Here is a 25,977-nt window from a genome sequence, read left to right as displayed (position 1 = left end):
ACGACTTCTGAACAAAGACTGAGGCATAATAAAACCCTCCGTTTTCCGTTTATTGCGGCACTTGCTTTACAGCAGTTTTGTTATCGGCATGAACTTCCAGAATCTCACCTTCATCCTTTTTCCCAAGGACGCATGCTGATCGGGATTCTCGGCCTTTGCGTTCCAGCTGTTTGCCGGGAGCATGTCCCTTTTTATGGATAATTCGACCTGTTTGGCAAGGTCACTGTTGTTGATTAGCACACCGACTTCGGTATTCAGATTGGTTGATCTGGGATCAAGGTTGAAGGTCCCGATGAATAAAGTTTTACTGTCGATAACCAAGGTTTTGGCGTGAATGGCAAATATCGGCGCTTCCTTTTCCAACGCATCATAACGGTCGATAAGGTCTTTCTGAATCTTCGGATCCGGTTTGAACTCATACACCTCAATCCCTGCTTTGAGAATCTTCTTCCGCTGCTTGCTATAGCCACTGAATGCCTGCAAATTGTCGGTTGAGGCAAGGGAGTTGGTACTGATGGAGATTTTGACGCCTTTCCTCACGAGTTTGCCAAGAAATTTTATTGCTCCTTTCGGCATCACAAGATATGGCGATTGGATCGTAATACTTTTTTCCGCTTTCGAAACAACATCCCACAAGGCCTCCGTCGTCACGCCGCCGCCACTCAACCCCCAGGAGCTGTTTTTTTCAGGGACGTCACTAATGAATCGCACCTTATCCCAGACCAAGTTTTCGGTTAGGGACGGAAATTGGTCGTCTAGCCCGTTGATTGCCTCCCTCACTTCCGGTGCGAAATTCTCACGGTCTAACGCATATGAATGTAACTCCTCATAAATTTCCGCAATCCTCTCTTTGGAAAGACGTTTTTGTTCATTTTCAAGAAGTTCTTCAACCCTGAAGACCAGAGGACATGTCCAGAAATCTTCGAAGTTCTTTTCCATATCAACAACAACCGGGCCTAGCAACAAGATATCCCTGTCACGGAAATTGTAGGAGTGATCGTAATCGAAATATTCATCGGCCATATTTCTACCGCCGGTTATCGCCACACATCGATCAACCATAAAGGTCTTATCGTGCATCCTCTGGTTGGATAGTTTGAAACCAGTGGCAAGCTTCACGATTCTTTCAGGTTGTGAAACACCAACGGAGTGTCTGGGGTTGTATATCTTTATCTCTATATTGGGATGAGCGGTGAGGGCCAGCATGGAGTCCGATGGGGCATCAATCAGTAAATCATCAACGATCACCCTGACTCTTACACCACGTTCTGCTGCAGTCAGTAATGATTCGGAGGCTAGAATTCCGATATTATCAGTACTCCATATAAAATACTGGACATTGATGCTCTTCTCAGCATGATCAGCCAGCCAGGCCCGGGCCATAAGAGCTTCCTCTCCTTTTTCAAGGACATAAGCAGCACTTAAACCAGGATGATTAGATTCTAAATTTTTTATAGTTGAATTTAATGGGTATTCTTCGAGTCTTTTCTGGTTGGCATGGATTTTTGGAATGTTGCTAACAAAGAAGCCGGTAAAAAGTAAAAAATAGAAAAAGCAAGTGAGAAGTCTTTGCTTCTGAGTGGGAAAAGGCTCAATATTTATCAGATATAACATTTCAGCCCTCTTTTAGGACAATGCAACCTAAAATATAAATCAGATTAAAAAGGTCTTGGATGATGAATTACAAATAAACGTTAGGCATAATAGCCCAATAATCAGTTAAATGCAAAAAGGTTCTGGGGGCGGTCTGGAGACGAAAAACTTAGAAAAAAAAATCACAAATGGAGAAAAACTCCCAATAATTAGAAGCCGATTTATGACGTCAACTTAGTAGCTTATCGATTGTCTGTCTTTTTTTGATTCGCATCTGAACTGACTTAAAATCCCTCGGTCCTTGTGACTGTACGAGTTCGATTCTCGTCCCGGGCACCATGTCGATAAAGGGTTTCTGGCCGATTGGCTTGAAACCCTTTTTTTGTTTACCGGGAGTCGTTTAATTCCCCGCAGTTTGCTGCGAAAGTACCATTTTTCAGAAATAGCTTATCATCCCTCAAGCGGGAAGCTTGAAACCGGTATTCAGAATCCAGAGGGAGAAGAAAACAGTCATTTCAAAATTCAAACTCCTGACTTCTGTATTCTGGCTTCTGACACTCCTTAGCTCGAAGTCTCATGTTGTTCGCTATGCATGTTCAGGACAGATCGGAGGTTTTTCCCCGTATGCCCCAGTATTTTACCCGGGAAAAACAGGGGTTGTCATTCCAACCCGTTGATCTATTGTGTAATACGTCATAATCATATTCCTGATTCTGGCATTAACCCTGCTATGCACTTCCCCTTATTGAAGTATTTTATTCGGGCGTAGCAGGGTTTCTTTATGAGCATGAGGGTGACTGTGAAATCATCTCAAATGCGGTGTGGAATTTACACGATTCGGTCGGATCATGTTTCCCTGCTGAAAAAGACAATTTCCCGACAATGTTTTTTGGCCGCCCGGGATTTGAAAAATAAAGAGCCGCGCCCATTTCAGGGGCGGCTCTTTTTCGGTATTACTATCGGTCTTGCGAAACAGGACCTGCCTCATGGTCGGCAGAAGGCCAGGCCGTCTTTCAGGTTTTCATGCGCCTCCTCCCGGAGTCATCTCGAGTGCAAATGATGCGAAATCACTGTCATCGTACTCATTCAGCCGCCTGCTGCCGTTAGTGTGTTTGGCGTACACATACAGTCTTGCCATAAACGTACATTTTTTATGGGGTGAAGGCGATGGGTCCCCGGCAAACATTTCGGCCAGGGTTTTGGCCGGGCTTAAGGCCGGCGCTCCGGCGCTCAGTGATGCAGGTCGGTTGTCACCGCCTGAATCCCAGAGTTTCAAACTGCCGTTAAAGCCCCTTTGCCAATGCAGATTGAATTTCCACATGAAGGTTCCCGCCACCGGATCTTTCACGTGGTACGCCCTGTATCCCAAAGAAATGGTCTCATTTGCCTGGCCGGTGATGAACTGGCAATCTTCGGTATGGGTGACCAAATTATGCCGCAGCTCCTCGATCGAGGCGTAGCAGATGTTGTGGTTGGTCGTCAGAACATGGACCAGAGACTCGTGGGTAACCGGGGTAAGGGTTTCGGCCGCTGTCCAGTGCAGGTAAACAAAATCGGCCCCTGAGATTCCGGGCTTGAGCAGTTTGCCGTCTTTGTCAAAAATTTCTACCTTCAGAACATAGCGTGTTCCCGCTTCTGATTTTGAATCCCAGAGCCCGTGCACCGAGTCAAGCCAGCCATCCTCCTCCGGATCGGGAATCGTGTACAGCCCATCCATTCCGTTCACGGGCAGATTAGGCCCAAGATGCTCGTGTTCAACCTCAAAATGGCCATCAACATAGACAATCTTTCTCCAGGTGATGGGGATTGAGAGGTTGCTGAACTCTTCGGCGGCATTTCCGCTGCCGTCGCACGGCGCATAGCTGATGCGGTAATATCTCGCCTTGACGGTCCCGTAGATCCCGTCAGCCATTTTCAACCTGAAAGCGAGCCGGTCACTCAGCGGACAGTTCGAGGCATATCCCATATTCAACAGACCGGCATCAGCCGGCAGCGCCGCGTTGATCCCCGCAGCTGCATGCTGGAGCGGGCTGTTGAGATGACAGCTGTCCGTTGAGCCGATTTTCTGGAGCATGACGTAGGGTTTCTCGTATTCGGGGCCGGGATCATCCTGACAGGCCTGGGCCTTGAAATTCGCATCCAGGATTTTCGCCTCGTCCTGGGTAAAATATTCGCCGGAGGCAAGACCGTTGTAAACTTCGATCCACCGGCCATCCTGCCATTGTCTGACCTTGAACGCATAAGTTGTTCTGAAGCATGGTTTTTTTGAAGTCCAGTAACAATGGGTGAACGATCCGTCCGGACGCAGGATCGCCTCACCCACTTTTCTGGTGCTGCAATCGAAGAAAATCGGGTAGAGGTATGGCCGATCCATCACATACTCGCGGCTCTTATTCGCATCCATCCGGGCCATTGTTTTTAAATCGCCAAGCACCCGTGTCGGCAGAACCTTTCTGGCCATGATCACCGGATCGACCTCTGCCCGGACCTGTTTCAGGATTTTTGAGGCTATCGGATCGAGCGGACCGATCTCCGGTCTGATCACCGGTCCGACCGGATCTATCGGTCCGATTTCGGGCAGGCCGCCGCACAGTTCAGGGGCAATCAGGCATGGGTCCAGGCAGATCTCCGGATGCAATCTGCAGAGATCAAGCGGCAGACAATCGGGGTGGAGCGGAAGAATATCGCACAGATCAAACGGCGGTAATTCGAGATTGCAGCAGGTTTCATAAACTTCCACCACCCCGTGACAGACCGGCCTGCAGATCTGCGGCCAACGGATGAGGCCGGGGCGGTCCAATGCGGTTGCCTTGAGGTTGAATGCCCGGCTTGCGCTTTTCACCGAACTTCCGCAGCACCCGCTCTTCTCAATCGGCATTGAAAATCTTCCGGATAACCCCCCGGGCACTTTATTCAGAATGGGGCCGAAGGAGGGGAAGCACTTCCTGACCGTTCCCGAAACGCAGACCCGTCTGAATATCCATTTGTCCCACCACTCTTTGGGGATCTCAAAAATTTCCCGGGAGAACAGATCTTCAATCCGCAGATTGAGCAGACTGTCCGCCTCAAGTTTTTTCAATTCATCAACGTCCGGTCCGAGAGCAACTCTTTTTGCGGTCTTCAGCCACGACTTGTCAACGGGGACGCTGTTTTTCGATACCGTTGCGAGTTTTTTTACCACCTTGCCTTTCCGGACCAGGTACACGGCAATTTCAGGAGGTGAAACACCCTCCGCCATGCCGTCCAGTGAAATTACCAGCGTACCCTCTTTGCCTGTTGGTCCTGTTTTTTGCTTCATCATTTTTTCTCCTTGCCATGCCGCTTTTTAATTTGGTGACCCGTTACCGCAGTCGAATACCCGGCCTCTGCGACGACAAAACGGATCGGTTGACTCCCCTTTGCCTGTAGCTCTTCAGTTACCATGCAAAGAATCAATTGTCATGTCAGGAAAATGCTGATTTTTTTGTAAGGAGGCTCTTACAAGTGTCAGAAAAACACCTAGTTATAATGAGGGTGGAGTGGCTTCCCCCCTCAGGGGCGAAGAGTGTCTCCTGACAAATTATCATTTAATTGGGGACCCGCGCGAGACCCTGTTTGGGCATCCCTGTTTCCTGTCTGCCTGCTTGCTTCACCAGGAGACGCTGTGGGTTGCGCAGGGCAATTCTTTATCGCTGGTTTGCGGAAGGTGGTTGAATAGTAGGGACTTCGGATCAGAAAGAAGGTAGATTGCGGCGATTCTTCTATTCCTTTACCTGAACTCTCCCGACCGGGAACTTCCCATGTATGCGTGACATTATGAAAAAAACAGGATCATCTCGTACTCAAGAAAAAAAGAAGAAGACCTCGGACACCTTCATCGTTGAACAGGAAGATCCATTGCTTGCCTGCCTTCTCGCCAAACTGCCTCACAAAAGCCGCAAAACCGTTAAGGCTGTTTTGCGTGACGGTCAGGTATCAATTGACCAGAGGGTAGTCACCCAATTCGATCACCCCCTCATGCCCGGGCAGCGCGTGGATATTCTCTGGGAGCAGCCGGTGGCGGCACAGCAGACGAGCCACGGATTGAAGATCATCGCTGAAGATGATGATCTCATCATAATCGACAAGCCGTCTGGGCTCCTGACCATTGCCACCGAGAAGGAGAAGAGCAAAACCGCCTATGCGATTCTCAGTGACTATGTGAAGAAAAAGGATCCCGACAACAAGATATTTATCATTCACCGGCTTGATCGGGAGACCTCAGGTCTCCTGATGTTCGCCAGGAATGAGGAGATCAAGCATCAGATCCAGGAATCATGGGAGACCACCATCAGCCTGCGCACTTATGTGGCGGTTGTGGAAGGGCAGGTGGAGCCGCCGGAGGGGACCATAACCTCCTGGCTGACCGAGAGTAAGGCCTATATCGTATACTCTTCCCAGAATCAGCGGCGTGGCAAAAAAGCCGTAACCCATTACCGGAAAATTCGAGAAAGCGACACCCTCTCACTGTTGCAGGTGAACCTTGAAACCGGCAGAAAGCATCAGATCCGGGTTCACATGCAGGACATCAATCACCCGATAATCGGCGACAGTAAATATGGGGCAACTCTCAACCCCATTCGGCGTATGGGTCTGCACGCTCAGGTGCTGGCCTTCACCCACCCGAGAACCGGCAGTCTCTGCCGTTTCGAGACGGAAATCCCAAAGAGCTTTTTGCTGCTTTTTGGTGCCGAGTAAAAAAGTGATCGGGTTTTTTGCTGCTGATCCATATCCCTTCAGCAACTCCCGGCTCGGGCGGGCGCTTAAATGTGGCTGCCGGACAAGGCCTTTTGAAAGTGTTCGAAACTTAAAGGGGCCTGAAGGCCGTTTTCCATCGGCCTCAAGGCCTCGCCCAGGTACCGGTGCATGAATGCTCGCTCGCGTTTCCGGCACCCTTCAAGGGAAAAATTCAGCCGACTTTTTGCGGGGAACTTTTTGCGGCGATGTTTTTTGGCATATCCCGGCCAGGGCTCGGCGAAAACCCTCTGCCCATAGTGAAGCAGGTACAGAAAAGAGTGATGCGTTGAAATGGCGCCTGTCCAGGGGTAGTGGTCGAGCTGGTAGTGTTTCGAAAGGACGTCGATTTTTTCTTCCAGAAAACCATCATCGGCTTGCGGTAAACCGCTTTTCGCCATGCGGAAAAGCGGGAAAAGCCGGAAGACGTCTCCTTGGGTATGGTACACCGAGGCGATGCCGTATTGCTCGGGATGGCAGGATATCAATGATCCTGGAGTGAGATTGAACTCTCCGGCGATGAACTGGTCAATCATCCCCCTTTGCCGGCTGATCAGCGCAATGGTTGCCTCAGCCTCTTGAGTCGTCTCGCCCGGATGATTGAGAAATGTCATCCAGCTTGTTGCGATTCCGGCCTGATGGAAATTTCTGTTGATCCGGCAGATCAGCTCTACATCGATCCCCTTGTTCATCAAGCGCAGCACCCGGTCAGAACCGCTTTCGATGCCGAAGGCAACGGCCCGGAGACCGGCCTGATGGAGCAGCCGGCAGCGCTCCGGAGAGTAGGCGGCTTCAATGCGCAGATCGGTAGACCAGCGAATGTTAAGCCCTTTCTGAATGATTCTCTCTGCCAGAGCAATGGCATAAGCGGGAGAAAGGACATCCGCGGAAAGGTAGAAATTTTTGACGCCGAATTCCTCCTGCATGGCTTGGAGATCGGAAACAGCCTGTTCCACCGGAATTTCACGGTAGGCATGACGCCCCGATTGATTGAATCCATAGCAGCAGAAAGAACATTTATTCCAGTAGCATCCCCTGGTGGGGCTGTACAGCAGCATCGGTTCAGGCGCAAGATAGTGGTTCCGGTCAAGATCGGAATAGTCCGGCCTGCCGGCGTCCGCGGGGTCAAGTGTTACCAAAGGCCCCCGCTGGAAGGAACCGGCCGCCGCTCCCTTCATGACCAGGTTTGGAATAGCGGCAAACGCCTCGGGGGTGTGATTTTTATTGTTTAAGATCGGCAGGAGTTGCGCCAGGGTTTGTTCTCCTTCCTGCATGCCGACTGCGTCAACGAATTCAAAAATCTGCCGGGTCGTCTCCTCGCCGCTGTTGCGCATGATCTGATCAATGCAAGGCCCGCCAAGCATAAGAAAGCAGGCAGGGAAATATTCCCTGATCAATCGACAGAGATAAAAGGTCTCAGGAATCTGGGAGACAAAGGTCAGGGAAATTCCGATGAAACCCGGGCCGGCGAGAGTGCGCAACTGCCTTCGATAAAAAGGGTCAAGGGGGCTCTTTTTTCTGGAAATGTAATACTCGAGCAGTTTAAAATCCCATGGCGCGACCAGATGGTCGGCGCGGTTAAAACCGAACCGGAAGGGGAAATAGAGCGCTTCCAGGATCTTGAACAGTTCCTCGAACCCGTCCCGGGCCATGAGATATTTTTTTTTGTTGTAAAATTGGCGATGGTCCTTCATGACGGAAAAGCAATCCGAAAAATCGCGGCATAAAGGAAGCGCCTCGGCAATTCGCCAGTATTCCATCTGTTCGTAGAGGGTCAGGTGTTTACGGCGGTTCAACTCCTGAAAGCGGGAGGACAATTCATGGTGCCAATTGTCCATCGTTTCACCGGCCAGAAGAAAAGAGAGGGCTTCGATGTTGTAATCTTTCAGCAAAACCCTGAGCCCGCGCCGGCGCAAGTATCCTTTCAGAGTCGGCAACCCCACGTAGGCCCAAGTGGGGTCGGCAAAGGGCGGGAAAATAAGGTAGGAATTGTCAGCCGCACTCCTGTCCGGCGGTTCGGCTTGGCTATGATCGATGGGGTGGCTCATGTCGGTCGGTTCTCGTGCCCTGTTTGGGTATTCGGTTCAACTTTTCAGCGCTGAATTTTTTAGGGGAACCATGTCCACCATGTTTGATTTTTTTTCCTCCTGCCACACCGTCATTCTCCTCAATTCGATTGCTTCCCCAAGCAGCGCGGCATTCCCTGATTTGCACATATTTCACGTTTTTTCCATGGGTTTCTGGCCGCCGTCGCCGACCCCAATATTTTTGGCAACTTAGAAGATGCCGGTCCGTGACCGCCCGTTGCAATCATTGAAATCAGAACAAGGGGCGCCATTTCCGGCTGATTACTTTCTTGACTTGTGCTTGGATGATTGAGAGAGTTCCACGATCGGGGGCTCCGGTTCGGGGATCGGTGCCGGAACGCTTTTGGGGTTTTCTCTGGCAACTGCAGTGCTCCGTCCCGGCGAGGCGGTCGGCAGGGCTTTTGGTTTTTCAATGGCAACCGGGGGGTGCAGATCGAAAACCGACCCCGAAATGTCTTTGGCCTTTTGTCTTGCGAGGGTCAGGAGTTGCGCGAAAACCGATGCCGGATTATCTGAAAGTTTTTGCGCAATCTGCTCAAGGTCCCGGGTGGTAAGATCTTTCCGGTATATTTTCCAGCCGGTGAAACCGGAGATGGCTAAAATGGCTGCAAACAGGAGAGTCAGGACCATTTTCAGTTTCTTTCCGGTCCGTTTCGGTTTTGCTTCCTCAACCGCATCCTCCTGCGGTTCAAACAGGGTCTTGTCATATTCCTTCGGCGGGGCAGGATGGTCGCCGGTTGCCCGGTCACCCTGCTGCCCGGAAACTCCGATTTCTTCAGTCGGCTGATTTGTTCCGGGAACAGCGGGGCCACCGTTGCCCGCATCCTGAAGCGCTGCAATCAGCTGTTTTTTATTCTTCTTGCTGATCCCGGTGATCCCGGCTGCCGCGCACATTTCGCGCAGTTCGGTATTGGTTTTACCGTACAGACCCTCCAGGGAGGTTTCGCCGGTCGTGGAACCCTGGATCAGGGCGGCTTTAAACTCTTCCGCCGACTGGAAGCGCTGCCCCGGTTTTTTGGCCAGAGCTTTTTGCAGAATGCCGTCAAGGAAAGAGGGGACCTGCAGGTTAATATCCGATGCCAATGGCGCCTCGGTAGTCATGACCCGATGCATGATGCTCGTGATCGAGTCGCCATGGAACGGTTTTTCCCCGGTCAGCAGGTGGTAGAGGATGACTCCGGTCGAATACAGATCGGATCGATTGTCAACCGGTTGTCCGGAAAACTGTTCGGGAGACATATAGGATGGGGTGCCGAAAACATCGCCGAACTGGGTAAGGGTCGAAGATTCGATTTTCGCGATGCCGAAATCCATGATTTTAATCCGGCCGCTGTCCAGCAGGATAATGTTTTCCGGTTTTATGTCGCGGTGGACCACTCCCTGGGCATGGGAATAGATCAGGGCATCCAGAAGCTGAGTGACAATGTCGATGACGGTGCTGACGGAGAATCGTTCTTTTTTATCGAGAAAATCATCGAGTTCCCGGCCCGGCACATACTCCATGGCAATGAAGGCGTTGTCGCCATCCTCGCCGTACTCGTACACGGTGACGATGCCGGGATGGGTCAGGCGGCCCGCGGCCTGGGCTTCGCGCTGGAAACGGGCGAGGACCGGCTTCATCTCCTCTTTCCTGAAGGCATCTTTACGAATCGCCTTTATGGCTACGGTTCGCTCAATAATGGGGTCGAAGCCTTTGTAGACAATCCCCATGGCGCCCTGGCCAAGGACCGACTGGATGGTATATTTACCTAGTTTTTTTATATCACCCATGTCGATCCATTTTGCAAAGGAGTGCTGCCAATCTTATTGAAATGCCGGAGCAGCGGGCGGCATTGAGCTTTAATGGTCTTGTCTGCCGGGACAAAGCGAACGCCGAATTCTACTTTTTTTTCAGGGAAAATCAAGCGGGGCGGAACCCGCTGCTGAAAGATAATTTATACAGGTTGAATGGCTGGTTCTTTATATTAAAATGCTTTCAGGGTAAAAAAGAGAAGCTGGTCGATGAAAATGAAAATTTCTTCAAGGAGGAGCGACATTGAGAGTCTGGACATTGATGCTGAAAGAGAAGCCTGTACATCGCTTTATCGTTTATGTGGGGAAACCCATGGTGATCGGGCGTACAGAGGAAGCTGATGTTACCCTTGACAATCCGAGTATTTCGCGGGAACACGCAGTCGTTGAGGTGGATAAAAAAGGTTGTGCCTACATAACCGACAAGGGGAGCACGAACGGGACAATTGTGAACGGCAGAAAAATTACCGAACGGACCCTGATCACCGAAAAAGATGAGATCAAAGTCGGGAAATTCACCATGGTTGACGGATCGGTTGGCATACTCGATGTGGAAAAACAAGGTCGGGTCATCCCTGCGGGTGATGATAAACTCACCATGTATGTCCCCCCTGCGGAAGAAGCTTCGGCGGATAAAAAGAAAAAATCTTCCGGTCTCGGGGGAATGATCAAGGGAATATTCAAAAAATGATGGGAGCAGCAAAGGGAAGACTTGTTTGTTGCCGCCGGACGATTTCTCCGCGGCAGCCTTTGTAGAAATCATCATCGGACATCCGACCGGCGCGATTCGTGGACCAGGAACAGACCCTTCAGAAATCGACCCTCTTTGTCGCGGCGGCTACCGCCTTCATGGCGCCGTTCATGCTTTCCTCTGTCAATGTGGCCCTTCCCGCGATCCAGCATGAATTCGGAGTGAATGCCGTACTGCTCGGCTGGATCGCCACTTCCTATCTGCTGGCCACTGGAATCCTTCTGGTGCCGATCGGCAAGTTTGCCGATATGTATGGCCGACGGAAGGTATTTGTGACCGGCATAATCGTTTTCACCTGCGGCTCTTTGGTCGCGATTTTTGTGCCGAATGTCGGCTTGTTCATCGCCAGCCGGGTTATTCAGGGATTGGGGGCGGCGATGTTTCTGACCACCGGCATGGCGATCCTTACCCTGGTTTTTCCCCCGGCCAGGCGGGGCTGGGCCCTGGGAGTTCTGGTCACTGCCGTCTATGTCGGTCTGGCTACAGGGCCCTTTGCCGGAGGGCTCCTGACCCGGTATTGCGGATGGCGCTCGATCTTTGTGGTTATTTTTCTATTGGGCGGCGGTTCATTCTATGTCACTCACCGCTACCTGAAAGGGGAGTGGGCGGAGACCTCGGGCGGGACTTTTGATCTGGGCGGCAGCCTGGTTTACGCCCTGGCCATTTTTTTCCTGGTCTATGGCGGAACCCGGATGCCGGAACTTTCAGGCGGGATGCTGGTCCTGGCTGGAGGATTCGGAATGGTCGTGTTTTTCCGGATGCAGAAAAAGAGCAGATACCCGGTCTTTGAAGTGGGGCTGTTTCAGAATAACCGGCCTTTTCTGTTTTCGAGTCTGGCGGCCCTGATCCATTACGCCGCGACCTTCGGGATCACCTTTCAGATCAGTCTCTTTCTCCAGTACATCAAAGGGATGAGCCCGCAGGCCGCCGGAACGGTGTTGATGATCCAGCCGGTAATGATGGCGCTTTTTTCATCCCAGGCAGGCAAGCTTTCCGATCGCATTGAACCCAGGGTGATTGCCTCGGCCGGCATGGGGCTTACCGCCATCGGCCTGGCTTGTTTTGTTTTTCTCGATCCGGCAACCCCGTTGTGGCTGATCGGCGCCAACCTTGGTCTGCTCGGCTTCGGTTTTGCCCTGTTTTCCTCTCCGAATATGAGTGCGATTATGGGTTCGGTCGAGCGCAAACAATACGGTCTGGCTTCCGGGACGGTTGCGACCATGCGTCTTCTCGGGCAGATGTGCAGTATGACTCTCGTTACGGTTTTCCTTACCCATTTTATCGGCAGGGAGGAAATCCGCCCCGGTAATTACGCGCTTTTTTTGGAAAGCATGCGGATGTGTTTTGCGTTTTTTGTGGTCCTGTGCAGTATCGGTATCGGTTTTTCCCTTTTCCGCGGCAATGTGCGGGTCTGAAGTGAGCTCGATCCTTGTTAGGTGAGAAATTCCCGGCCGCAACTCTGGTCTTGTTTTCGTTTACATTTTAGAAGGACCAACTCCGGTATCCATCAGTGCAAACCGTTCGAGTTGCGTGTTGTCGTATGCGCACCGGAAGCACCTGAATGATGCGACCTCATTCGTTCCAGGAGAAGAGGATGGCCGCCGCGATGAGACAGATCAACGTGAGAGTGGCAAGAAAGAGGCACTCGCCGCTGATCTCGGCAAGGGTGGCCCCGTCGTTCATCACCTTGCGCGCGGCGTGGAGCATCCGGGTTAAAGGGAGGATCTCGGAAAAACGTTTGATCCACTCCGGCGCCCCCTCAATGGAAAACCAGACCTCGGAGAGAAACATCATCGGCCAGGAAATGAAATTCAGGGCTCCGCTGGCGAACTCTTCGCTGGTGCCGCGGGCGGCCATCAGGATGCCGATCGAAGTCAGGCTGAGACCGCCGAGGGCAAAAACGAAGAACAGGGTAAGGTGTGAACCAACCACCCGGAAGGAAAAGAGGAAATCGGTGCCAGACCAGACAACGACCAGGGTGAAGACCAGCAGGAAGAAACGGGACATCGCCTGGGCGGTCAGGTACTCGAAGGCGCTGAGCGGGGTGGCCTTAAGCCGTTTCAGCACCCCGTTTTTCCGGTAGCGGACAATAACAAAACCGACTCCCCAGAGGGCGCTGAACATCATGTTCATCCCCAGAATGCCCGGGAACAGCCAGTCTATGTATCTGATCTCGGTGCCGGGCACCGCCACCTTCTCGCCATAGCGGGCATCAGCCGGGATGAAACTGGTCAGGAAGATGCGCTCCACCAGATACCCCTTGGGCGAGGAGTCCAGGACCCAGTACTGGCGGGTAGGCGAATCGAGGCGGACCAGAAAGTCGATCTTGTGGTGCTGAAGCTCTTCAAGTCCAGCCGACAGGGATGAGAAACCGATAAAGTTCAGATGATGGTTGTCCTGAAAGTCCTTGGGGAGTGTGGAGCCGGAGAAAGAGACAGCGCGGGTTTCGGCGGGAAAGGCTCCCACCTTGAACCCTGAAAAGTCGCGGTTTCCGAAGACGAGGCCGAATCCGGCGATGATCAGAAAAGGGAAGAGGAAGTTCCAGCCAAAGGCCGCTTTGTCTCTGAAAAACTCCTGATTTCTGGCCTTGAACATGGCCCAGATTCGTTTCCATTTCATTGTGGATACCTCAATCCCGGAGTTTGCGCCCGGTCAGGTTCAGGAAAACATCTTCCAGGTTCGGCGAATGAACCGTCATCTCGGCCAGGTTGATCTGCATGGCAAGCAGGCGCTCCAGACCGGTATTGATCCGGTCGGTGGAGATTTCCAGTCGGCCGTTGGTCTCGCGCCAGGGGAAGGGGATCTCGGAAAGCGGGATGGTGACGTTCTCTCGCGGCAGAGTGATGGTCCCGCCCGTGCAGTAACGCTCCACCAGCTCCGCAGGTGAGCCTTCGGCGATGATTCGGCCATGGTCCATAATGGCGATCTGGTCGCAGAGATATTCAGCCTCATCCATGGAGTGGGTCGTGAGGATAATGGTTCGGCCTTTTTCCTTGATACCGCGCACGATCTCCCACAGGTTCCGCCGGGCCTGCGGGTCGAGCCCGGTGGAGGGTTCGTCGAGGAAGACCAGCTGCGGTTTGTTGATCAGCGCGAGAGCCAGCATCAGGCGTTGGGTCTGACCTCCGGAAAGTTTGTTGTTCATCCGGTCCATGAATTCGTGGAGGTTGCAGAGATCCGCCAGCAGATCAAGTTGCTCCGGGTCCCGGTAGAGACTCATGAAGGTGCGGATGGTGTCGCGGACGGTAAGGAAGTCCAGGAGCGAGGTGTGCTGGAACTGGATGCCGATCTTTTCCCGGAAAGATGCCTCCTGAATGGGAGCCCCGTTGAAAAGGATCTCGCCCGAGGTTGGCGGCAGGATGTCTTCGATCACTTCAAGGGCCGAGGACTTGCCGGCCCCGTTCGGACCCAGCAGACCAAAGCAGATTCCCGGCTGGATTTTGAAGCTGATCCCGTCGACTGCGGCGATGGTCTTGTAGCGCTTGACCAGGTTCTTTACTTCAAGGATCGGTTGCATGAATGAACGACGGATAGAGGGTTTAAGTTTTTAGATGAAATTCTCTGGACACTTTACAGAAATATTTAAAAACCCACAACAGAGGCCGGTCGGATGACCAGCCCCTGTGGATGTGGGGATGGCAGGGTGTTTTCTCTGTCTGGACAAATGGCTTACGCCACCTTTTTCCGGTTGAGAGCGTCCTGCCGGAGTTCTTCATAAAGCTGACGACGCCAGGATTCGGCTTCGGTCAGGTTCATCTGCAGACTGTCGAGCAGGGTTTCGGGGTGAGCGAGAAATTGAACCGGGCATTCCGGTGAGACCCCGGTCACCCCGGCAGCGGTATATTCAACCGGATGGAGCCGACAGACCAGAGGCCGGACCGTGGCGGATAACCGGCAGCCGGTCTCGGTCAGAAAGAAGCACAGGGATTCGTTCTGTCGATTCAGAACGCGTCTTGAGCCATCAACCCGGACGGTCAGAATGTTCCATTCCGGATCATCGTCCTGCTCGACATAGGCCGTCGAACTGGGCTTGCGGTACTCAAAAAAATTGAGATCACCGTAATATGCGGCAATTCTCCCGGCATCCGCCGTGGTGATCAGGATGTCGCGATTGACGCAACAGGAGGTCCCTCTTTGTGCGCACAAGACACACAGGCTCATACATTTTCTCCATCAAGTGATTTTCTGAATTGGGCGCTCACAGGCTGAGCATGACCGCCCGATAAAATGACTTCTCCCACGTTATTCGTGGGCCGGCTGCCCGCCGGACTAGTGTCATGATAACCTGTCGAAAACATAGATAAAAATAATTACAGAAGGGGAGTGTTCGGGTGCTGAATCGAAGTTTTTCAGGCCGGAAAAGCAAAGTGTACAATCAGAAATGTAGGGAGGCATTCCGCTTAATTACCTGAAAAAGAGAAACTTTGCATTCTCGATTCAATGCTTGTGTGTAAAAAGTTGATCCGGATTTCAGTGAGGGGCTTTTCTAAAAAGACGATCTTATTCCCCTTTACCTGTTCACAATTCAGAAACCGGGATTCGGCAGACTGATTGCGGAACATGAGGGGTTTCGGAATTTATGTCCTTAGGTAATGGCGGGATCGGTAGCCGGTCGGTCCGGATATTCCCGACGTTTGGGTCCTGATCTGACAAGGGGCACCGGATCATTCCGGTGCCCCTGCCATTTCATCCATTCGGGAAAAAGGAAATCTGAACTTCTATGCGGCGTGGTCTGCCTTGTGGGGGTGGCATAATCCGCAATTCATTTTACCCTGCTGATTGTTGTCTTCTTCCGGCCCATGACATTCGAGACAGGAGGCGGTTTCCTTAGATAGAGCGGGAGCCATCGGCGCCCATTTCTTGTCAGCATAGGCATTCAGCATCAGAACAGTCTGCATGGCAACCCTGCCGGCAACCTTGGCGCAACGGTCTTTCCTTTCATAGGTGTCAATTTCCGTTTTCGCCGCCATGGTCCAGGTGGAAACCGAGACATGGCAGAGAGGCGAATTGGGAACCACGCGTATCTGGTCCGGAAATTTTACGACGGAGTCAAACTCGGTTGTCGGGTGATTGAACGATGCATACCAGTTGATCAGGTCGCTGATCATCTTGTTGTGGGTGTTATCGGCGTCCTTGGTCACCAGGTTGATGAGGGACGAACAGGCGCCGATGGAGCCGCAGAGAGTTCCCTGCCCGGCATAACCCCCGGCGGCGTGATGGAACATGTCGTCTGAAAGCGTTGTGTACGGATATCCGACTTTTTCCTTCAACAGGCTGAGGACCCCCAGCCATGCACCGGAGCCTCAGCCGCCCTGGGCGAGGTAACTTTTGTACCCTCTTTTACCGGCTTCGAGCGGGTCGAGCTTGGTGTATTTCCAGGGCAGTGGCGGTGCCTCCGGTGCGGGAGCCGCCTTTGCTTCCCCGCTGTCAAGGAGGTTGGTTCCCACGGCGGTGACCAGTCCTCCAACAGCCGCAATACCGGCAGTGTTCAGGAATTTTCTTCTTGAGGGGTTTTCGGCCACCTCATCGTGTGCAGTTCCAGCTCCTGTCAGATACTTGTCAGATTGTTTCGTCATTTCTCTCTCCTCTTTCTGGTTACAATAAAAGGGCAAGCCGGTTTAGAGTCCTGCCCTGAGTTGCAGACGATGGAAAGCAAATCTGGGACTGTTTGCATTCTTTTGTCACAGGCTCTTGAGAGGTGTGCTGAAATCATCCGGTTGTGAATTTTATTCGGTAGTCATTTATCGATACGGACTCCTGCCTCTCCAACAGTTTCATCCGATCAGATCAGAAATGAAATTACCATGATTTGAAATAAATGCGAATTTTAATTACCAAAAAACATGCAAATACTAATTTCGTAAAAGATGAAAATGTAAGGTGATGGGTTTGCATCCGTCGACGGGGATAAAGCTTAAGTTGAGCAGCTTGTCTGCTCAAACGAAACTTATACCCGAAGGGTGAAAATATAAGAAGCGATCCAGGCGACCGATGACTCGCATCCTGTCCGTAAAGCGACGCGGGGTCTCGCAGGCGCACGCCGTTTGCTTTTTTATTGCGGTGAGAATTTTCGCTGCCGGGAGCGGGGCAGGACCGGTCAGATCAGCTCCAGGTGCTGGTCGCCGGTTTTTCTGAGTTTGCTTAATTTGTCCGGGTCGAGAAAGCTGCGGAAATGCTCCGCGGGATGCGCATTGATATAGTGCTGGGAAAAGGTGATGGTCTTGGTCCCGTTCCGGTACTCGAAACCGATTCTCATCCCGTAGGCTTCCGGGTATCTCGCGATCTTCAGAAACCTGATCTGCGGCGGATTGAAGACATCCTGAACATGGTTGCAGATGTCGTTTATTTTACTTTGCCGTGTCATTTTTGTCCTCCTTTCAAAGACTTGAAAAAAACATTCTGGCACAGCGGGAAAGATAAAACAAAGAATAAAATTGAAGCTCCCCGCGGCAGATAAGCGCAAGACTTCGAGCCACGGGGAATCTCCGTATGGAAGGTTACTTACATCAGATTCGCTCACTAGCCCCGCAGCAGATAGCGAACAGCGTGAGACTTCGAGCTGCGGGGAATGCGTTTCGCTATGCATGTTCAGGAAAAAGCCGCCTGGGTGGTAAATCCCGGCGAGACGGGAAACAAATTCTGCAGATTCCGGAGCGCCTTATCTTTCAGTGCCGGTCATGTGTTGAGGAATCTGGTTGTTTGGCATTTCCGGCTGGTGTATAAGGAAAAATGTGGCGTTGGTTCAGGATCGGGTTGATGGCTTGAAAACGCATGCCGGAATTTTTGTAGGCATTGCGAACAACTCCCTATCCACCAATAATTTGCTGAAAATTACGGAGCACACCTGGACCAGGATAAACTTTGGCGGGTTCATTTATGGACGACCGGCTCCCATGAACGGAAGCGATATTACCTGAATACTTTGCTGTAAAAAAACCGGCGAGGTGAATGATGGATGAACGGCGAGAGGGAATCAGGGTTGAACTGGATGTGACGGTTTCCGAGAAACTGGTTTCCGGAACTGCAAAAGCCCGGGCGATTAACCTGAGTCGGACCGGGATGCGCTACATTAAACCCGTGAATTACGGTCGCCATGGTTCACAGGAAGTCTTTCTGGAATTCACCCTGTCCGGGGAGTCTGCGCCGATTCAGGTGACGGGCTGGGTGGTGGAAGAAGTTGCGAGGGAGGATCTTCTGGAAACCGCAGTCACTTTCATGTTTTTACCTGAGGGTGATGAGAAAAAAATCAACGCATATGTGCAAAAGCATCTCCAGTCGAGGGAGTGCTAGTGTCGCGTCAAGGATGAAATGTCATAATATTTCTCAGGTATTTTTTGTGCCGGCAAGGCATGTGTTGGGTTGCATAGCAGCGCTATGTAACCCAACAGGTAACGCAGGAGGCGCGAAAAACGACGAGAAAGATGTGACGGTTCAGAGTTGACGTGACACTAGCGCCATGATCTATTCGGATAAACTGCTGCCCGGCTCTGCTCCTGCCGGGCTTGTGAATTTTTACAGTGAGCTGCATTCCCGGGGAGGATGCCTGTGCTAACCGTTGACAGTACTGTTCGCGAATTCAGTATCTCGTATTATCCGCCCGCACCCTTCAAGGCCATATTTTTTTGCGTTGCATTGGCAGTTCTGCTCACAGCGGCGGCGTGGCTGGGGATGCGATTATATCTCCACATTTTTGGCGAAAGAGCGGAAGGGACAGTGATCGAGTCGTTGCTGAAACACTCTTTTGTCAGTGGTAATGAACTCTCCACCTCAAGATTCGTTGACACCCGTTATCTTACCGTTGAATACACCGGTCCTGATCACGTCAAGCGCATTGTGAAAGGCAGGTCCTATTCAAACGGCGGCGGCAAGGGATTGCCGCAGGTTGGCGGATCGGTCCCGGTCCTTTATTGCCGCTTCATGCCTGGTTTTGCCGTGTTTTATGACAAGGTGTGGCATTATCTTGTGCCCTTTGCCTCACTGTTTATTGCGCTTTTATTGACCTTTGCGGCAACCAGGGTCTGTTATGAGGACATCCGGGCAGCAAACGCCCTGGCCATCGCCGATTCGACTCGGGAGCATTTCGAAGAGTATAACAAGGTGATCATCGAGGGTGGATTGCAGATCAATGACGCATCGACGGAGGCCGGCGTTTACGAGAGGCGCGGGGATGCACTGTTCGCAAACATGCAGTTCGGCGATGCGGTAAAGGATTACAGCGAGGCATTGCGCCTGGGTCCTGACGGGCGGCGGGATCTCGTGCTGAAACGTGCGAAAGCGGCGTGGTTGGACGGCCGGGATTTCGATGCCCTGCGTGACTGGTTGCAATACCGAAGGCTGTAGTTCTCCCTCCCCCCCCAAAAAAATATAACGATCACTGCTTGTCAGAAATTTCGAAAATAGTATGGTGTTATCACCCGGTTGCAGTTACGTGTCGGTAATTGCGTCGCCCCCCCTAAAATGTAAGGAGCAGATATGAAAAAGACACTATCCGTAATACTTATTGGCAGTATGTTGATTGCCGGTTCAGTCGGACCGGCGGTTGCCGGAGATCACAAAAAAGAAAACGACCGCAGGAAGGACCATGATTCCAAGTACTCAAAAGGGCAACCGTTTGCAGAGCTGCAGGCACAAATAAATGCACTGCAGGATCGGCTGGATGGATTGGCGCTGATCCCCGGCCCTCAGGGTGAGCAGGGTGAGATCGGTCCGATGGGGCCAATGGGTCCGGCCGGCCCTGCCGGTGCTGACGGGTTAACAGGTCCCGTCGGTGCTGATGGCCCTCCGGGGGCAATCGGTCCTGAAGGGCCCCAGGGGCCGCAGGGTTTGCCCGGAGTTGACGGATTGAACGGCAGGGCCGGGATCAACGGTGTGAATGGCCGAAACGGTCTCGCCTGCTGGGATTTGGATGGTGATGATGTGCCGGACACCAATGAAGATATAAACAGCGACGGCTTTGTTGATGCTCTGGATTGCCAGGGTGGCGGCTCTGCACAGGTGATTGCGGATAGAGTGCTGGCTCTTGAGCAGAGACTGGCTGATTCCGATCTTGATGGCGACGGGTTTTCTCCGGCATCCGGTGATTGCAATGATGCCGATTCAGGTATCAGTCCGGCCGGTATTGAAGTTGTTGACGGCATGGATAATGATTGCAATGGAGTCGTTGATGATTGTTCCGGTTTCGAAATATGCGACGGCGTTGATAATGATTGTGATGGCGCCGCTGACGAAGATTTCAATTTGCTGGGAAATTCATGTTCGGACGGAATGGGTGCGTGTCGAAGAACCGGGGAATTTGTCTGTTCGGCGGATGGCAATGGTGAAACATGCAACGCAACAGCGGCTGCTCCTTCGGCTGAAAGGTGCGATGGCATCGACAATGACTGCGACGGCGTTACTGACGAAGGAATCCCGTCACAGTCCACCGGCATCTGCTGTAGAACGACAACACGCAGCTACTCCTGCGGCTTCTTGGGGCTCAGCACCTGCTACGAAACCATCTGTGTTGCAAACTATACCTCAATATGTATCAATGGACAGATGCAGCAGGTCTGTTACTGATTTTCTGAGCGAAGTCTGAAGTCGTGTAAAGGCAGTCCCATTTGTTTGGGGCTGCCTTTTCTTTTAACAGAATATTGGAAAAAGAACCCAGGTGGCAAGGTGATATCTGCGGCTGCGAGCTGCACGAGACAGAAACCCGTCTGCCTCGATGTTGGCTCGAGGGGAACGAATCCTTGTCGTAATCGTGATTGCCTGCTAAAGCATAAGTGAAGCAGCTTGCCTGCTGATACGAAACTTTCAGCCGAAGGGTGAAAACAGATTGTTATGCCCCTGAAGAATCTTCCTGAACTCCCGATTGATGAAATCCTCCCGGAGCTGCTGGCCGCCCTGGCCGCCAATTCTGCGGCGGTCCTTGTCGCGGAGCCCGGTTCCGGCAAAACCACCATTGTCCCCCTGGTCCTGCTTGACCAGCCGTGGCTGGCCCATCGCAAAATCATTCTTCTCGAGCCGCGCCGCTTGGCCGCCCGGGCTGCGGCGACCAGGATGAGTGCACTGCTCGGGGAACCGGTTGGCACCACCGTCGGCTACCGGGTCCGCTTTGACTCCAGGGTCAGCCGCGCCACTAGAATCGAGGTGGTAACCGAGGGTATCCTGATCAGGATGATCCAGAACGATCCGGAGCTTGCCGGAGTGGGGCTCGTGATCTTCGATGAGTTTCATGAGCGCAGCCTCCAGGGCGACCTGGCACTGGCCCTCTGTCTGGACGGCCGCCAGTTGCGGGATGACCTGAAAATTCTGGTGATGTCGGCTACCATCGCCGGTGGTGAAATCTCCGCGCTGCTTGGCGGGGCGCCGGTCATCACCGGCCGGGGCCGCTGCTTTCCGGTAACCGTCGAATATCTGGAGCGTCCGACGGACGACTTCATCGTCCCGCTGGCTGTCCGGGGGATCGATAAGGCGTTGGTCGAACAATCGGGAGATGTTCTCGTTTTCCTGCCGGGCGGTGGCGAGATCCGCGCTGTGCAAGCCCTGTATGGCAATCGTGAGCACCTGACCTGTCTGCCGCTCTACGGTGATCTGCCTCTGGAAAAGCAGAACCGGGTCTTTGCCGGGATTCCCGGCCGCCGCCTGATTCTGGCCACCCCGATTGCCGAGACCAGCCTCACCATCGAAGGCATTACCACGGTGGTGGATTGCGGTCTGGTCAAAACACCGCGTTTTGACCCGGCGAGCAGTCTGACCCGTCTGGAAACCATCCCGATTTCCAAGGCCTCGGCCGAACAAAGAACCGGCCGGGCCGGCCGCCTTGGCCCCGGCCATTGCTACCGTCTCTGGACCAGAAGCGAACATCACTCCCGACCTGACTTTCTGCCACCCGAAATCATTCACGCCGATCTTGCCCCGCTCATCCTCGAACTGGCCCTCTGGGGGGTCAGTGATCCCGGGCGGCTTGTCTGGGCCGATCCGCCCCGCCCCGGCCAGATCAGCCAGGCCCGGCGGCTCCTGCAAGACCTTGGCGCGCTTGACGGGCAAGGGGTGATCACTCCACTCGGTCGGGAACTGGCCGTCTTTCCCCTCCATCCCCGTCTGGCCCTGATGCTGATCCATGGCAAAAAACAGGGGCTCTGCGGAACAGTCTGCCGACTGGCGGCGATCCTCAACAATCGCGATCCCTTAAAACAGGAGGCGGGCAGCCGGAGCGCCGATATCGAGGAGCGGCTGCAGCTTCTGACCATCATGGAACGGGACGGGGGTGATGCAGTCCGGGCCAAAGGCGGTGATCCGGCGGCCTGCCGCCAGATCCTGCGGGAGGCGGATCAGTATCTGGGCCTGCTTGGCGAAACCGCCGGAAAAACGGAACCACTGAGCGAGGCGGGCAACCTGCTGGCCAGCGCTTACCCTGACCGGATAGCCCATCGGAAATCGGGCAGCGCCCAGCATCTGCTCGCTTCCGGGTGCGGGGCAATCTTGCCTGCCGGAGACCATCTCGCAGGCGCCGAACTGCTGGTTGCCGCAAAACTGGATGGCGGGAAAAGACAGGGCCGGATCTTTCTGGCGGCGTCTCTGGCGATGGACGATTTGAGAAGAGATCACCCCCGCCTGATCCGGACCCAAAAGACGGTCCGCTGGGATGCGGAGCAGGGAAGGGTGGCGGCGGTGACTGAAGAGCTCCTCGGCAGCCTGGTGCTCTCCCGGAAGAAATGGTCCGGGGCCACACCGGAGCAGATCCGTCAATGCCTGCTGACCGGAATCAGGCAGTCCGGAGTTACCTGTCTGCCCTGGCAGGAAAAAAGCAGGGAGCTTAAGGCCCGGATCACAACCGCCCACCTCTGGCAGCCCGAAATCTGGCCGGATCTTGATGACGCAGCCCTGATGCAGGACCTCTCGTGGCTGGAGCCTTATCTGGTCGGGGCCAGGGCCCTCAATGATCTGAAAAAACTGGATCTGGTCGATATCCTGCTGGCCCGGCTTTCCTGGCAGGAGCAACAGGAGCTGGAGAGGATCGCGCCCACCCATCTGACCGTGCCGAGCGGTTCCAGAATCAGGCTCCGTTACCAGCCCGGTGAAACGCCGATCCTGCCGGTCAGGATTCAGGAGATGTTCGGCTGTGCCGAAACGCCCACCGTGGCAGGCGGTACAATACCGGTGCTGGTCCACCTTCTTTCACCTGCCCAGCGGCCGATTCAGATTACCTCGGACGTCGCCGCCTTCTGGCGCTCGACTTACCGGGAAGTCAAGAAGGAACTGGCCGGTCGCTACCCCAAACATTACTGGCCGGAAAATCCGCTGGAAGCCGAAGCCACCAGCCGGGCGAAAAGGAGAAAGAAATGATGCGACTGCTCAACGGAGTCATGATGAAGGGGTCGGAACTCCGGCTGATCTGCTGCGGCATCGGTCTGATCCTGCTTGCCGGCTGTGCGGCTGAAACGGCGCCCTCGGGAGGTCGTGAGCCCGTCCGGCAGAGTCAGGCTGGTCCACACCGTGATTTAACAGCCGATCTTGCCGCAGCGGTTGGTGCCGCTGTCTACCAGGACCCGGTCACCGGCATTGAGTTCGTCCTGGTTGCCGGAGGCTGCTTTATGATGGGCGACGATGGTGGTGAAGACCATGTTCGTCCCACCCATTCAGTCTGCCTGGATGATTTCTGGATCGCCCGATACGAGCTGACCCAGGGGCAGTGGTCGCGGTTGATGGGCTCGAACCCATCCAGGTTCCAGGGCAGTGAACGTCCGGTGGAAATGGTTTCCTGGAACGATGCCCGGGAGTTTCTGGTGCGGGCCAAGGACTGGACCGGCCTTGACTATCGGCTGCCGACCGAGGCCGAATGGGAGTTTGCCGGCATCGGCGGCAAACTTTCCCGGGGGGACGTGTATGCCGGTTCCAACCAGGCCGACGAGGTCGCCTGGTACAGCCGGAACAGCGACGGTGAAACCCATCCGGTGGGCCGTAAAAAGCCTAACGAACTGGGGCTCTACGATATGAGCGGTAATGTCTGGGAGTGGTGCGCAGACTGGTATGATCCTCTGTACTATCGTGCCAGCCCCAGGTATAACCCCAAGGGGGCCGAGGAAGGGTTCTTCAGGGTGCGGAGGGGCGGAAGCTGGCTGATCGTCCCGGATGGGACCAGGCCGCGTTTTCGTCGGTACGGTCTGCCCGGTGACCGGCATGACTACCAGGGATTCCGTCCCGCCATTACCCCGATCGGAGGTGGACGGTAGCTGAACAACTGGTCCCGGGGATGAAAAGTTTTTTTTGACTCCTGATGGACTAACCGCTTTCCTGACCTTAAGATATAAACATGCTTTCAAGAATGATGGGTTTGTCTATTAACAGACAGCTTTTGACTCAAAAGGAGATATGATCGTGAAAAAAATGATTCTTGGTTTCATCGCCCTGGCAACGTTGATCGGAGCCCCAGCCCTTTCCCGGGCGGATGCCGAGGTCCTGGATAAACCGGCCGGGGCCGCCAATCAGGACGGCGCATTGGAAAAAGCGCGGGCAGTCGGGAATAAATGGCTTTCCGGGATCAAGGACCTGCTTGTTGACCTGGACGTGATGGAAAAATCAGCCAACGTTGCCGAGGGCAAGGGCGCCAGCGCCAACAAGGGGACCAGAGTCGTCAAGGATTCAAAAATAGAAGGGACGGTGACCAACAGCGCCGGTATTGAAAAATCTTCCAACGTCGCCATCGGAGAAAATGCCACCGCCAATATGGGAGCTGCCATCGTCGATCATTCTGTGGTAACGGGCTCCGTTGGTAACAGTGCCACCATCTCCAAATCCGCCAATGTGGCCAGGGGAGCAAATGCCACTGCCAACATGGGTACGGTTACTTCCCGAAAAAGTCACATCACCGGCACCGTCAAAAACAGCGCCAATATCTCAAAATCAGCCAATACCGCCAAAGGGATAAATGCCACCGCCAATATGGGAAGCGTGACCGTGCGGAACAGTGAAGTCTCGGGGGAGATTTCCAACAAGGCCACTATCAGCAATTCGGCCAATACCGCCACCGGCGACGGTGCCACTGCCAGTATGGGATCGATTGATATCGACTGAGACCCCGGCAATTGCCAGGAGCATCCCGGTTCATTTGCCCATCACTCCGGCGTCCTCAAGCCATTTATAGAATCTGCTTCTCGGCATCGGTTTGTCCATCCAGGACTGGTCGGGCTCGGGGTCTTTGATGACTTCCTCAACGGACTTTAAACGCGGCATCGGTTTTGCGCTGATGGTTCCTTTTGCTGTTACCCAGCGGACTTGCCGGGTTTTCTGAATGGCGAGGACAATGAGATTGGTCATCTGGCAATCGCCGAGGCAGTAGTCCATGACCTCCTGATGCTTGCCGGCCCGCCACGCCTTTGGCGCATCCGCGCCGTCCATGAGTTTTTCCTGCGGGATGCCCATCGCTTCGGCCACCTTGCCGAGGGCGACCGGGAACCCTGCGAGATTGAAGAACTGGAACATGGGGTCGAAGCTTTTCAGGGCGATCCGGGCGGCGAGGGGAATGTCTTCAGCCTGGTGGCCGATCCATTTCAGGTCGAAGTTCAGGCCGTTCCAGGCACAGACCATGAATCCATTCCGCTGCATCAGGTCGAGATACTCCAGGAGTTCATGGGCCCGTTGCCGGTTTAAATTGATGGCCGGCCGGTCTGTATCATCCTTCGAAAACCAGAACCGCTCCTCTCCACCGTGAATCGCCGTTGCCGCCACGGAAATATGAAACGGGGCGTACTTTTCAATATCTTCATATCGGCCGAGCTCAAAGACGTCTGAGATCTCGATATCAACACTCAACAACTTCATGTTTTTCTGCTCCCGGCAGTATAGCTTCCGAGCCACCCGGCCTGAACATGCATAGCGAAACGCATTCCCCGTGGCTCGAAGTCTCACGCTTATCTGCCGCGGAGAGCTTCAATATTATCGACCATTCAAGGCCTCATCAGGAAGGGGTGGTCAGGTTGTCCCATGACTTCTTATGAGTTCCGGATCTGTCTCACCAAG

20 protein-coding genes are annotated in these 25,977 nt (G+C 53.6%); 9 read left to right on the top strand and 11 right to left on the bottom strand.

Translation table 11 applies throughout. The features are described 5' to 3' along the window. Nucleotides 1-66: 66 nt before the first annotated feature. Both KKG35_01025 and KKG35_01020 read right to left on the bottom strand, forming a co-directional pair. Nucleotides 67-1,614: a phospholipase D family protein gene (locus tag KKG35_01025; GenBank protein ID MBU1736701.1), complete on the bottom strand. Its 1,548-nt coding sequence runs from the start codon at nt 1,612-1,614 to the stop codon at nt 67-69. A gap of 1,000 nt (nt 1,615-2,614) precedes the next feature. Continuing rightward, nucleotides 2,615-4,894 carry a hypothetical protein gene (locus KKG35_01020; protein MBU1736700.1) on the bottom strand — a complete coding sequence of 760 codons (2,280 nt, stop codon included), beginning with the start codon at nt 4,892-4,894 and terminating at the stop codon, nt 2,615-2,617. 494 nt (nt 4,895-5,388) lie between these two features. Here KKG35_01020 and KKG35_01015 point away from each other — a divergent pair, with 494 nt between their 5' ends. Beyond that, nucleotides 5,389-6,309 carry an RluA family pseudouridine synthase gene (locus KKG35_01015; GenBank protein ID MBU1736699.1) on the top strand — a complete coding sequence of 307 codons (921 nt, stop codon included), beginning with the start codon at nt 5,389-5,391 and terminating at the stop codon, nt 6,307-6,309. Between the two features lie 65 nt (nt 6,310-6,374). Here KKG35_01015 and KKG35_01010 read toward each other — a convergent pair whose 3' ends face one another. Both KKG35_01010 and KKG35_01005 read right to left on the bottom strand, forming a co-directional pair. After that, the gene (locus KKG35_01010) at nt 6,375-8,393 is read right to left on the bottom strand and encodes a radical SAM protein (GenBank protein ID MBU1736698.1); all 2,019 of its coding nucleotides are present in this window, start codon (nt 8,391-8,393) and stop codon (nt 6,375-6,377) included. A 300-nt stretch (nt 8,394-8,693) separates the two neighbouring features. Further along, complete coding sequence (locus KKG35_01005; protein MBU1736697.1) at nt 8,694-10,202, bottom strand: protein kinase; 1,509 nt, start codon at nt 10,200-10,202, stop codon at nt 8,694-8,696. 283 nt (nt 10,203-10,485) lie between these two features. Here KKG35_01005 and KKG35_01000 point away from each other — a divergent pair, with 283 nt between their 5' ends. Together KKG35_01000 and KKG35_00995 are read left to right on the top strand one after the other, a co-directional pair. Further along, entirely contained in the window at nt 10,486-10,914 is a 429-nt protein-coding gene (locus tag KKG35_01000) for an FHA domain-containing protein (GenBank protein MBU1736696.1), read from the top strand. A gap of 158 nt (nt 10,915-11,072) precedes the next feature. Continuing rightward, complete coding sequence (locus KKG35_00995; protein ID MBU1736695.1) at nt 11,073-12,389, top strand: MFS transporter; 1,317 nt, start codon at nt 11,073-11,075, stop codon at nt 12,387-12,389. Nucleotides 12,390-12,546: 157 nt separating this feature from the next. Here the strand turns inward: KKG35_00995 and KKG35_00990 are convergent, their stop codons facing one another. The 6 genes from KKG35_00990 to KKG35_00965 all read right to left on the bottom strand — a co-directional run bounded on the left by KKG35_00990 (nt 12,547) and on the right by KKG35_00965 (nt 17,338). Then, the gene (locus KKG35_00990; GenBank protein ID MBU1736694.1) at nt 12,547-13,593 is read right to left on the bottom strand and encodes an ABC transporter permease; all 1,047 of its coding nucleotides are present in this window, start codon (nt 13,591-13,593) and stop codon (nt 12,547-12,549) included. A 10-nt stretch (nt 13,594-13,603) separates the two neighbouring features. Continuing rightward, complete coding sequence (locus KKG35_00985; GenBank protein MBU1736693.1) at nt 13,604-14,491, bottom strand: ABC transporter ATP-binding protein; 888 nt, start codon at nt 14,489-14,491, stop codon at nt 13,604-13,606. 152 nt (nt 14,492-14,643) lie between these two features. After that, the gene (locus tag KKG35_00980) at nt 14,644-15,135 is read right to left on the bottom strand and encodes a hypothetical protein (GenBank protein ID MBU1736692.1); all 492 of its coding nucleotides are present in this window, start codon (nt 15,133-15,135) and stop codon (nt 14,644-14,646) included. A gap of 557 nt (nt 15,136-15,692) precedes the next feature. Beyond that, nucleotides 15,693-16,244: a C-GCAxxG-C-C family protein gene (locus KKG35_00975; GenBank protein MBU1736691.1), complete on the bottom strand. Its 552-nt coding sequence runs from the start codon at nt 16,242-16,244 to the stop codon at nt 15,693-15,695. Nucleotides 16,245-16,277: 33 nt separating this feature from the next. Then, the gene (locus KKG35_00970; protein MBU1736690.1) at nt 16,278-16,550 is read right to left on the bottom strand and encodes a twin-arginine translocation signal domain-containing protein; all 273 of its coding nucleotides are present in this window, start codon (nt 16,548-16,550) and stop codon (nt 16,278-16,280) included. 521 nt (nt 16,551-17,071) lie between these two features. Then, on the bottom strand, nt 17,072-17,338 hold the full coding sequence (locus KKG35_00965) for a hypothetical protein (protein ID MBU1736689.1): 267 nt from the start codon (nt 17,336-17,338) through the stop codon (nt 17,072-17,074). Between the two features lie 584 nt (nt 17,339-17,922). Between KKG35_00965 and KKG35_00960 the strand changes: the two genes are divergently transcribed. The 6 genes from KKG35_00960 (at nt 17,923) to KKG35_00935 (ending at nt 25,032) form a co-directional block, all read left to right on the top strand. Beyond that, on the top strand, nt 17,923-18,264 hold the full coding sequence (locus tag KKG35_00960; GenBank protein ID MBU1736688.1) for a PilZ domain-containing protein: 342 nt from the start codon (nt 17,923-17,925) through the stop codon (nt 18,262-18,264). Nucleotides 18,265-18,642: 378 nt separating this feature from the next. Next, nucleotides 18,643-19,314 carry a hypothetical protein gene (locus KKG35_00955; GenBank protein MBU1736687.1) on the top strand — a complete coding sequence of 224 codons (672 nt, stop codon included), beginning with the start codon at nt 18,643-18,645 and terminating at the stop codon, nt 19,312-19,314. Nucleotides 19,315-19,446: 132 nt separating this feature from the next. Then, nucleotides 19,447-20,532 (top strand): hypothetical protein, encoded by a 1,086-nt coding sequence (locus KKG35_00950; GenBank protein ID MBU1736686.1) that lies wholly within the window; start codon nt 19,447-19,449, stop codon nt 20,530-20,532. Nucleotides 20,533-20,796: 264 nt separating this feature from the next. Then, nucleotides 20,797-23,304: an ATP-dependent helicase HrpB gene (gene hrpB / locus KKG35_00945; protein MBU1736685.1), complete on the top strand. Its 2,508-nt coding sequence runs from the start codon at nt 20,797-20,799 to the stop codon at nt 23,302-23,304. Further along, entirely contained in the window at nt 23,301-24,191 is an 891-nt protein-coding gene (locus KKG35_00940) for a formylglycine-generating enzyme family protein (GenBank protein ID MBU1736684.1), read from the top strand. The genes hrpB and KKG35_00940 overlap by 4 nt, the downstream gene beginning before the upstream one ends. A gap of 145 nt (nt 24,192-24,336) precedes the next feature. Further along, nucleotides 24,337-25,032 (top strand): hypothetical protein, encoded by a 696-nt coding sequence (locus KKG35_00935; protein ID MBU1736683.1) that lies wholly within the window; start codon nt 24,337-24,339, stop codon nt 25,030-25,032. Between the two features lie 30 nt (nt 25,033-25,062). On the opposite strand, the gene KKG35_00930 is transcribed toward KKG35_00935, so the two are convergent. Next, the gene (locus KKG35_00930) at nt 25,063-25,779 is read right to left on the bottom strand and encodes a ribonuclease H-like domain-containing protein (GenBank protein MBU1736682.1); all 717 of its coding nucleotides are present in this window, start codon (nt 25,777-25,779) and stop codon (nt 25,063-25,065) included. Between the last annotated feature and the right edge of the window lie 198 nt (nt 25,780-25,977).

The organism is Pseudomonadota bacterium (genome assembly GCA_018823285.1).
In the GTDB taxonomy this organism is placed as follows: domain Bacteria; phylum Desulfobacterota; class Desulfobulbia; order Desulfobulbales; family JAGXFP01; genus JAHJIQ01.
This window is presented reverse-complemented; position numbering and strand designations above follow the sequence as displayed.